The 11472-nt window shown below is 32.6% G+C and carries 6 protein-coding genes; all 6 read left to right on the forward strand.

Features of this window, described 5'->3' with window-relative positions:
- Positions 1–114: 114 nt before the first annotated feature.
- Genes K6959_RS08120 through K6959_RS08145 form a run of 6 tightly spaced genes read left to right on the forward strand, consistent with a single transcriptional unit; the run spans position 115 to position 11402 of the window.
- The gene (locus K6959_RS08120) at positions 115–363 is read left to right on the forward strand and encodes an acyl carrier protein (protein WP_163241375.1); all 249 of its coding nucleotides are present in this window, start codon (positions 115–117) and stop codon (positions 361–363) included.
- Positions 360–1589, forward strand: a complete 1230-nt coding sequence (locus tag K6959_RS08125) for a beta-ketoacyl-[acyl-carrier-protein] synthase family protein (protein ID WP_163241377.1) — start codon at positions 360–362, stop codon at positions 1587–1589. Before K6959_RS08120 ends, K6959_RS08125 begins: the two co-directional genes overlap by 4 nt.
- A gap of 29 nt (positions 1590–1618) precedes the next feature.
- The gene (panD, locus tag K6959_RS08130; protein WP_163241379.1) at positions 1619–2002 is read left to right on the forward strand and encodes an aspartate 1-decarboxylase; all 384 of its coding nucleotides are present in this window, start codon (positions 1619–1621) and stop codon (positions 2000–2002) included.
- Positions 2003–2950, forward strand: a complete 948-nt coding sequence (locus K6959_RS08135; protein WP_163241381.1) for an ABC transporter ATP-binding protein — start codon at positions 2003–2005, stop codon at positions 2948–2950.
- A 2-nt stretch (positions 2951–2952) separates the two neighbouring features.
- Positions 2953–3759: an ABC transporter permease gene (locus K6959_RS08140; protein ID WP_163241383.1), complete on the forward strand. Its 807-nt coding sequence runs from the start codon at positions 2953–2955 to the stop codon at positions 3757–3759.
- A gap of 29 nt (positions 3760–3788) precedes the next feature.
- Positions 3789–11402, forward strand: coding sequence for a non-ribosomal peptide synthetase (locus K6959_RS08145; RefSeq protein ID WP_223088139.1), 7614 nt, complete (start codon positions 3789–3791; stop codon positions 11400–11402).
- The last annotated feature ends 70 nt before the right edge of the window (positions 11403–11472 follow it).

An 11472-nucleotide genomic window follows, 5' to 3' on the forward strand; every position in this document is an offset into this window, starting at 1 on the left:
AATAATTTTGATAAGTTTAAATTTAGATTTAAATTACTATTAGAAGGATTTTCATCTATTCAACGAATTTTCTCTCTTTTAAGTCAATATTTTCAAAATTGGGGGTATTTCATTTTGGCCAATATTAGTCATGAGGTATTAAATTATTTAAAGGAAAACCTTGGGAATGAAAATGTTCGTGAAGATATGAACATAAAAAATGATTTAGGATTAACATCGCTAGATTTAGTAGACTTAGCATTTTATTTAGAACAAAGAATTGATCGTACAGTAACAGATGAAGAATTGTTATCACTTAAAACTGTAAAAGATGTAATCAACTTCGTAGCTAATAACGTAGATGAAAAAGAGCTAACAAAATGAAACAAAGAGTTGTTATAACAGGATTTAGTACGATTACTAGTTTAGGCAAGACAATAGATACATGGGATGGGATATGCAGTAATAAAAGCGGCTATTCCCCTTTACCAGAACGAATTACTAAATATGGTGATTTTCGGACAAAACACGCAGCTATTGTCCAGGAAGATAATCTTAATTTAAAAGCAATTAACGACAAGAAAATTGACCGTACTGTTCAGCTAGCGTATAGCTGTGCAGAAGAAGCACTAACAATGTCAAAAATAAACAATAATGAGGTTGAACCGACTAAATTTGGGGTTATTATGGGAACTGGAGCAGGTGCTGTTGTTCTTACCGGTCAGCAATTAATTAACTTACATCAATATAATAATCGAAAAATTACACCAAATTATATTCCAGCTGCAACCATCAATTCTTTATCAGGATATTTGGCAATTAAGTATCATGCACAAGGTCCAAATATGACCGTTTCAACAGCTTGTGCATCTGGTAATCATGCTATTGGTTTAGCTTTTGATACAATCGCTTCAGGAAAGGCAGATATCATGATGGCTGGAGGTGCGGATTCACCCACTGATGGATTAATCTACTCCGGCTTTGATAACATGCGAGTCATGGCACCGAATAATGAACCTTGTCAGCCATTTTCCTCAGAACGTAAGGGATTTATCATCGGAGAGGGTGCGGCAGTTTTAATTCTAGAATCTTTAGATCATGCTTTACAAAGAGGAGCAACGATTTATGGGGAAGTTAAAGGATATAGCATGACATGTGACGCTTATCACATGTTAATGCCAGTAGTTGACGGCTCACAAATAGAAAGAACGATTGAGAATGCTCTAGAGGATGCTGGCGTCACAGTTGAAGAAATTGATTACATAAATGCACACGGAACAGGTACGCAAGCTGGAGATCTTGCGGAAATAAATGGAATTAAACGACTATTCAGGGGACAGGAGCAAATTCCACCAATAAGTTCAATTAAGGGAGCTATTGGTCATACTTTAGGTGCGAGTGGAGCAATAGAAGCAGTAATTTGTTTACTTGCGATGGAGAAAAACACCATACCACCATCAGTAAACTTGCAGGCTAAAGATCCTAAGGTAGATGTAGATATTGTTGGAAGCTCCAGAAAAAAAGATTTAAAAGTAATCGTTTCAAATTCATTTGGCTTTGGCGGAAATAATTGTACGTTAATTTTCAAAAAGTTGGCTGGAGAAGTTTAAATACGAAATAAGTAGATTGGAGAGTAAAAATGTATAGAACGTTGATGAAATCAAAAATTCATGGTGCACGAGTTACGGAGTCAAACTTGAATTATGTTGGAAGTATTACGATAGACCGTGAAATTATTGATTCCCTTGGGATTATGCCTAATGAAAAAGTGCAAATCGTCAATAATAATAATGGCGCTCGTTTCGAGACATATGTTATTCCGGGTAATCCTGGGGAAAAGGAAATATGTTTAAATGGTGCTGCTGCAAGGCTTGTGCAAAAAGGTGATGTAGTGATCATCATATCGTATGCACTAGTACATGAAGATGAGTTAGAAGACTTTCGTTGCAATATAGCAATAATGGATGAAAATAATAACATCAAGAAAATTATCCATCAAGAAATAGCAAATAGTGTGGTGTAAATGGATCAGCTAAAGAAGGAAGTATATCGTATCGATTCTATTTATAAAGAATTTAAAAAAGGAAAAAAAGTCGCAAACTCAAATATTTCCTTTAGTATACGCCAAGGAGAAATTTTTGGATTATTGGGGCCTAATGGTGCTGGAAAATCAACATTAATCAAACAAATGGTAGGACAAATAAAGCCTACAAGCGGGACTATTTATTTGTACGATCAAGACGTTTTAAAAGATAGTTATTTCGTTATGAACAATGTTGCATATTATTCTCAAGAGACATTTGCCTTACATAAATTAAAAGTTTATGAAGCTATTTATTTTACTGCAAGATTAAGAGGCATTCGAAAACAAGCGGCAAAAAATGAAACGGAAGAACTCCTTCAGACATTAGGGCTAGACGAATTAAGAAATATGTATGTAAAGAATTTATCGGGCGGTCAAAAAAGAATGGTTGGCTTTGCAGCTTGTCTAACGGGAAAATTACCAGTCCTTATCTTAGATGAGCCAACAAATGATTTGGATCCTTTAAAGAGAAATTTAATTTGGAATTTGTTGCAAAAGAAAAATCGCGAAGAAGGCACAACCATTATTTTAGTCACGCACAATCTTTTAGAAGCCGAGAAGATAGTAGATCGTGTGGCAGTAATTAATCAAGGGAAAGTGTTAGCAATTGATTATGTAGGGCGATTAAAGCAATTAGTCGATCAACGCTATAAATTAGAAATAACTTCTGTATTTGGAGAAAATGATATCCATCAAGCTAATTTATCGAAATATGGTGAGATCCAATCATTAACTGAAAATCGTTTCAGAGTGTTGATCCAAAAAGAAAAATTAACAAGTGTAATCGGTGAAATAATTGAGTATCTAGAAATGGTTAAGTGTGAAGAATACAGAATTATACCACCAAGTCTTGAAGACGTTTATTTACACTATGAGGAAAGAGACTAATAATGAATACAAAATCTTATGCTTACGAAGTTCCAGATAAAAAGTCAAAAATAAATCGAAGATTATATAAAAATTTTGTTGATTTTTATATTTTAGCACGAATTCAATGGGGAATTATTAGGGATACATGGTATTTGATTGTATTTATGGCGTCTATGTTTCCCCTCGCCGCTTTATTTTTTTTAAAAGTTTTCAATCAAGATGCATCTATAGAAACAATTACTAGAATTATAGTTGGAAATATTGTATTTGCTATTGTACTGATGGGGCTCACTAGTGTGGCACAAGATATTTCGCATGAAAAAAACCAAGGACATTTTATTTATTATGCATCTTTACCCATTTCTAAAATAACTTTTATCTTGTCTGTTTTATTAAAGGGTGTTTTATCTGCGATACCCTCAATATTGATCTTGACTGTAATAGGACAATATATGTACGGTATCACTTTTAAATTTCATATAGGGCTAATTCCGATCATACTTTTTGGCATATTAAGTTGTGTTGGGGTAGGTGTTTTGATTGGTTTTTGGGCAAAAACACCACAAGTGGCAGCCATTTGCGGACAAGTTGCGATGATGTTTATTACATTTATGAGTCCGGTAATGGTTGAAATTACATCATTGCCTTTATTGATCCAGTATATTTCTTACCTTTTACCAACAACATATTTATCAGAAGCATTGAGATCATTATTTCAAGGTGAGTGGTCAGTTACGGTCACACAGGATTTAGTCGTATTAATATTATTTAGCTTATTTTCGATTTTGTTAATTATAAAATTTATAAAATGGAGAGAAAGTGATTAACCATTAATTGATACGAGGAGGACGAACATATGGTTGAACGAAAGTATCCTTTATCGCATCCGCAAAAAAGGATTTGGGAAACGGAAAAGTTTGTTCAAACTTCTCCAATATCGAATTTAGTTGGAACAATTAAATTCAAAGGTTTGTTAGACTTTCAAAAAATGGAACAAGCTATCAACTTGTTTATACTAAAAAATGATTCTATACGTTTCCGGTTAATTGAGGATAGCGATGGTGTAAGACAATATATTTCACCATTTCACGAGAAAAAATTTAAACAAATAGATTTACAAAAGTTAAATTGCACGTTTAAGGAATGGGTGGCTCTAGAAACTAGTAAACCATTTACATTATTGAATTCCGATTTGTTTGATTTTATTCTCTTTAAAAACGGCGCTAATGAAAGTGGAATATTTGCGAAAATTCATCATGCCATTGCTGATGCATGGTCCATTCATTTAATGGCAAATAAAATGATGAAATACTATACCGATTTATGTAAAGGAAAAGAGATTAGTACGCAAAAGGATCATTCTTATATTGATTTTATTACCCGTGAAAATAATTATATAAAATCAAACAGATTTATTGAAAATGAAACATTTTGGATAAATGAACTAATTGACATACCTGAACCAATTCATCTAAAAGAGAGCAGATTAGCTTTTAGAAGTACTAATGCAAATCGAAAAACATTCAAACTATCTTCAGAAATTACGTCAAATATTTATCAGTTTTGTAAGGATCAAGAAATCTCTATATTTACATTTTTTATTTCCATACTATCCATTTATTTAAAAAGAATAACTGATCGTAATCAATTTGTTTTAGGTACAACAATTTTAAATAGATTTAATGTTAAAGAACGTGAAACGTTTGGGATGTTCACAAGTACAATGCCATTTTATGTGGAGTTAAACGATGATCTAAAGGTTACTGACTTTTTTGAACAAATGAAGCATAAGCAAATGTCTCTGTTAAGAAATCAGCAATACCCTTTTGATTTATTAACTAGAAAACTTAGAGAGAAAAACAATCTCATCGAAAGATTATTCGATATTTCATTATCATACCAAAATTCAAAGCTTCATATTAGCAAAAATGAAGAAATAAGAGGACAGTATGAGACGGAATGGCATTTTTCAGGACATGAAATTAATTCATTAAGTATTCATGTCAATGATCGAGAAAAAAAAAATGAGTTAATGCTTGATTTTGATTATTTGACGGATCTATTTACGGAAAGGGAAATCGAAACCCATTTTAATCGAATGGTACAAACAATCTTACATGTATTGCATAACAGTAATAAAAGGGTATTTGAAATAGAGGTAATTCCAGCAGATGAGGAGCAGAAGCTGTTAACTGAATTTAGTGGGGAAAAATCTGATTATTCAAGAACTAAAGCAATTCATCAGTTATTTGAAGAACAAGTAAAGAGAACGCCTAACAAGACTGCAATTGTATTTGGCAATCAAAAATTAACTTATCAACAACTCAATAATAAAGCAAATCAACTTGCACGGTTTTTACAACGAAACGGTGTTCAACCGTTAACACGCGTTGGTGTGATGATTGACCGCTCAATCGACATGATGGTAGCTATTTTTGCTGTTCTTAAAGCGGGAGGGACGTATATACCGATAGATCCAAGTTATCCTAAGGGCAGAATTACTTACATGATTCAAAATAGTTCCATTAGTCTATTATTATCAAGTTCAACGATAAACGATGTCGAGTTTGCTGGAAGAAAAATCGATGTAGCAGATTCAAGAATTGATCAAGAAAATGTGGAAAATTTGCCGAATTTAGGCAAAGTTGATCATTCAGTATATATTATGTATACATCAGGATCAACTGGTAGACCGAAAGGAATTTGTATCGATCATCAATCGTTACATAATTTTATTCACGGTTTTACTCGTGCTGTTGAATTTGCACCAGATCACACCATTTTATCACTTACTTCTATGTCATTTGATCCTTTTGTAGTGGAATCTTTTCTTCCATTAACTTTAGGCATGGTTGTTGTTATTGCGGATGAAGAGCAAAGACAAAATGCTGCAAATATAAAGGATTTAATTCAACAACATCATATAGATGTCATTCAATTGACGCCATCACGATTACAGCTATTATTGAATGATGAAAATGATCAGACTTTTGAAAAGTTACAAACAGTATTGGTCGGGGGAGAGACGCTAACAAACAGTTTAGTTCAAAAACTTAAACAAATAACAAATGCTAAAGTTTACAATATTTATGGACCAACTGAAACGACAGTTTGGTTAACTGTAAAAGAAATTAATTCAGATACTGAACCGATCACTGTTGGAAAACCGATTGCAAACAAAAAAGTATATATTTTGAACAAGAACGAACAACTGCAACCAATAGGGATTACTGGTGAACTATGCATTTCAGGTGAAGGAATTGCAAACGGTTACCTCTCAAATCAAGAACTCTCATTATCTAAGTTTGTAAAAAATCCATTTGACTCAAACTTAAAAATGTATAAATCAGGTGATTTAGCAAGATGGTTGCCTAACGGTGAATTGGAGCTTATTGGAAGAAATGATGATCAAGTAAAAATACGCGGAGTACGGATGGAACTGGGTGAAGTTCAAAATCAAGTAGCTAGTCATCCAAAAATTAAAGAAGCTGTCGTTTTAGTGAAACAACATAATGGTGAACAACATCTTTGTGCATATTATGTCGCTGAAGAACAAATAGATTTAGGGGAATTAAGGGAATACTTAAGTTTTAATTTACCAAATGCAATGATTCCAACTTATTTTTTCCCATTAAAACAAATGCCATTAACACCAAATGGTAAAGTGGATCGAAAGAAATTACCGCTTCCATTTTCCGATCATGCTGTAAAGTCTGTTTATGTTGCCCCAAGAAATGAAACCGAAATCATGTTAACTAACATTTGGGCCAATCTTTTTAATAAAAAGCCGCAAGAAATAGGAATTAATGATCATTTTTTAGACTTAGGTGGTCATTCGTTAAAAGCTATTGAACTTTTGACGAGTGTACAAAGAGAATTTCACGTTCATTTAAATGTGAAAGATATTTTTCAATATACAACGATAAAAAAATTAGCTGAACATATAGAAACATTAGTAAGAAAAAAACAAGTAAAAATAACACCTGTAGAAAATAAAAAATATTATCCTGCTTCCACATCACAAAAACGATTATTTATTATTAATCAAACGAGTAATACGACGAATTATAATATGCCAGGAGTTTTCGAAATAAACGGTGCAATAAACAAAAACGAAATAAATAAGATTTTCCAACAAATCATTGAAAGACATGAAGCATTTCGGACATCTTTTAAAATAATAGATGGTATTCCGATGCAAGAAATTCATCGCAACGTAAATTTCAATGTAACATCTATAGATTTATTAGACCGTGATCCAATGGAACTGATAAATTCGTTCATTCAACCTTTTGATCTATCTGCTGCACCTTTATTACGTGTTTATTTAATCCATGTGCAGAAGAACAAAAGTTTGTTATTTGTTGATATGCATCATATGATCTCTGATGGAACTTCTATAAAAATTCTAATAGAAGATTTTATTACGATTTATGAAGGAAAGAGTTTACCGTCACTTGAAGTTCAATATAAAGATTTCTCACATTGGCAAGAACAATATTTGCTTTCAGACGAAATGAAAAAACAGGAAGCCTATTGGTTAGAAGTGTTTTCTGATGAAGTTCCTTATTTAAATCTTCCAATTGATCGAGCAAGACCATCAATTCCTTCATATAAAGGGGATCAGCTAACATTCGTAATTGATCGTGAAGATGTTTTAGGTTTAAAAAAGATTGCAAGAGACCAGGAAGCGACTTTATTTATGGTTGTCTTTGCTTTATATAACATAATGTTATCCAAGTATAGTGATCAGGAAGATGTTACTGTCGGTATCCCTGTAATTGGAAGGAAAAATAATGAAATAAAAAATGTAATTGGAATGTTTGTAAACACATTAGCCATAAGAAGCTATCCTCATTCAAAGAAGACATTTAAAGAATTTTTAGCCCATGTTAAAGAAAACTTATTAAAGTCTTATGAAAACCAAGAGTATCCTTTCGAAAATTTAATCAATAAACTGGATCTAAGCTTTGATAGAAGTAAATCTCCTTTATTTAATACAATGTTTACGATGCAAGAGACGGGCTATGATTCATTAACAGTGAAAGATTTAACTATTAATCCTATTAACGTAAATCATAAGGATATCAAGTTTGACTTAAGTTTTGAAGCAAAAGAAAAAGCGGAAAAGCTTGAAATGAAAATCGAATATAGTACGGCGCTATTTAATGAAGATACAATTCAAAGAATGGCAAAATATTTTAAGGAAATTGTTCATCAAGTAATTGCCGAAACAACGATAAAACTAGCTGATATACAACTGTTAACAAAAGAGGAGCAAAAAAGGCACATTTATGAATGGAATAACACAAAGCAAGATATCGATACATCTAAGGCATACCATGAACTATTTGAGGAACAGGTAGTCCGTACTCCAAATCATATTGCGGTATTCGATAATCATACATCTTTAACATATAAAGAATTAAATCAACGGGCTAATCAAGTTGCACGTTATTTAAGATCAAATGGGGTATCACCTGATAGCATTGTTGGAATGATGTTAGAACGGTCAGTAGAAATGATCATTGGGATTTTAGGGATTTTAAAAGCGGGTGCAGCATATTTACCAATTGATCCAAATGCACCTGCTGAAAGAATAAAATACATGATTCAAAATAGTAATTTGAAAATTTTATTAACTCAACGAAACTTTAAGCAACATAATCTCTTCACAGGATTAACAGTTGATATAAATGATAGCAACATCAAGCAACTAGACGACACAAATCTTAATCATATTACAAAACCTACAAATCTCGCTTATGTTATTTATACGTCTGGTTCAACTGGAAAACCTAAGGGAGTTATGATCGAACATCGATCACTTGTAAATAGAATTCATTGGATGCAAAGCAAGTATCCATTAACAGAAGCGGACATTATTATGCAAAAAACGCCATTTACATTTGATGTATCCGTATGGGAATTATTATGGTGGTCGTTATATGGTTCAAAAGTGTACTTACTTCAACCAAACGGAGAAAAAGAACCAGTCATGATTTGTGAAGCAATTGAGAAATACAAAATTACAGTTATGCATTTTGTACCATCTATGTTCACGATGTTTTTAGATCATTTGAAAAAGTATCAACAATCCTATGATCTGAGCAGTTTAAAGCAAATATTTACTAGTGGTGAAGCACTTTTAAGCCCCCATGTTAAAGCGTTTCATGAAAATATTCAGCAACAGTTTGGAACGAGATTAACAAATTTATATGGACCAACGGAAGCGACTATTGATGTATCTTACTATGACTGTGATGAAGTAAATCGTCATTTATCAAGTGTCCCAATTGGCAAACCTATTTCTAATATTTGTTTGTATGTATTGAATAAGCAATATCAAATACAACCTGTCGGAGTTGAAGGTGAAATATTTATCGCTGGAATTGGGCTAGCCAGAGGATATTTAAATCGAAAAGAACTTACAGCGGAAAAATTTATCGAAAACCCATTTATTCCTGGAACAAAAATGTATCGAACAGGTGATATAGGGCGATATTTACTTGATGGCAATATTGAATATATGGGAAGAACAGATGATCAAGTAAAAATACGGGGTAATCGAGTTGAAATCGGAGAAATAGAGGCGAATTTAACATCACATGAAAAAATAACGGATGCAGTTGTAATGGCCGTGGATGACGAAAACGGCTCTAAAGAACTATATGCGTATTATGTTGCAACCGAACCGATTCCTAATTTAAAACTGCGTAACTATTTGTTGAAGATGTTACCAGATTATATGTTGCCATCTGCTTTTGTTCATATTGATCGTATTCCATTAAATGCAAGTGGGAAAGTGGATCGAAAGGCTTTACAGAAACAAAAAAATGTCACGAAGAGTACGAACTATGTAGGCCCGAGAAATGATATTGAGAAAAGATTAACAAAACTATGGGCTGATTTCCTTGGTATAGACGAACAAAGAATTAGTATGACAGACAGCTTTTTTGAATTGGGCGGTCATTCCCTTAAAGCTATATCCATCATCTCTAAAGTTTATGAAGAATTTGACGTTCAATTGTCATTGAAGGATATTTTCCACTCTCCAACGATAAAGGAACAAGCAGAAATATTAATTCACGATAGAAATAAAGAGAAGTATTCCAAGATAGAAGTTGCCAAAGAGAGGGAATATTATCCGCTTACTTCTTCACAAAAACGCTTGTATTTACTTGAACAGGTAAATCAATTGGAAACAAGTTACCATCTGACAGAAGCGTTACTTATAAAGGGAGAGCTAAATAAGAAAAAATTTCAGAGCAGCTTACAGCAACTTGTAAATAGACATGAATCATTAAGAACAAGTTTTACCTATCAGAATGGTGAATTTGCTCAAGTTATCCACGAACACAAAAATATCACAATAGAGGAAGAGGACGGATCAGAGCATGAAGTTGACCTACTGATTGAACAATTTATCACTACTTTTGATTTAAGTGAAGCCCCTTTATTTAGAGTGAAGTTAGTTAATCTTAAAGAGAACAAGTATTTATTGCTATTCGATATGCATCATATCATTGCAGATGGAGTTTCATTAGACATATTAATTCGCGATTTTGTTGCATTTTATCAAGATAAGACACTACCAAAGCTAGAGATTCAATACAAAGATTATGCCATTTGGAAAAACAACTTATTGAATACAGAAAAAATGAATAGACAAGCAATGTATTGGAAAGAAGTCTTTTATAAAGAAGTAGCGCCGTTAAATTTACCATATGATTTTACTAGACCTAATACTTTAACATTTGAAGGTGATACATTCTCAATTGTTGTTAATAAACAGACTTCTGCAGCACTGCGTTCACTGAGGGCACAACTAGATAAAACGTTATACTCAATATTATTTGCTGTTTATAACGTTCTCTTATCTAAATATACTGGTCAAACAGACGTTGTCGTTGGCACCCCAACTGCAGGAAGACAACATCCTGATGTGGAAAATTTAATTGGGATGTTTGTAAATACGTTAGCTATTCGAAGTTTTCCGGAAAAGGAAAAAACATTTGTAAATTATTTAGCAGAATTAAATGAATCTATTCTTGATGCATATGAAAATCAGGATTATCCATTTGAGGAGCTGCTCGATGAAATGAAGATTGAGCAAGCGGAAAATCAAAATCCATTATTTAATACCATGTTCGATTTGAAAATGAGTAATCATGAAATTAGTCTTGATGGATTACAAATAGAAAAATACCCATTAAAAAGAAATACTTCTAAGTTTGACTTGAGTCTAGAAACGGAAGAACTAGAGGAAAACTTTATCTTTACATTTGAGTATAATATTTATTTATTTAAGCAGGAAACAATTAAACAAGTGGCGGCTGACTTTTTAAAGGTATTAAAAACAATAATCGACAATCCGTATTTACGCTTAGCAGATATTCAATTAGAGCATCAGGTTGAAGAATTAAAGCCTATAAATATGGAGGATATTGAATTTACCTTTAATAGTTAAGGGGGAATTCCTTGAAGATTTTCGTTAATCCTAGGTAAAAAGCAGTAAAATCCCCACCTTAAATCTTGGA

This window comes from Bacillus aquiflavi (assembly GCF_019915265.1).
GTDB classification, from domain to species: domain Bacteria; phylum Bacillota; class Bacilli; order Bacillales; family Cytobacillaceae; genus Bacillus_BT; species Bacillus_BT aquiflavi.

Coding starts and splice junctions, on each gene's coding strand:
- K6959_RS08125 (WP_163241377.1), top strand. CDS start 360: ATGAAACAAAGAGTTGTTATAACAGGATTTAGTACGATTACTAGTTTA.
- panD (WP_163241379.1), top strand. CDS start 1,619: ATGTATAGAACGTTGATGAAATCAAAAATTCATGGTGCACGAGTTACG.
- K6959_RS08135 (WP_163241381.1), top strand. CDS start 2,003: ATGGATCAGCTAAAGAAGGAAGTATATCGTATCGATTCTATTTATAAA.
- K6959_RS08140 (WP_163241383.1), top strand. CDS start 2,953: ATGAATACAAAATCTTATGCTTACGAAGTTCCAGATAAAAAGTCAAAA.
- K6959_RS08145 (WP_223088139.1), top strand. CDS start 3,789: ATGGTTGAACGAAAGTATCCTTTATCGCATCCGCAAAAAAGGATTTGG.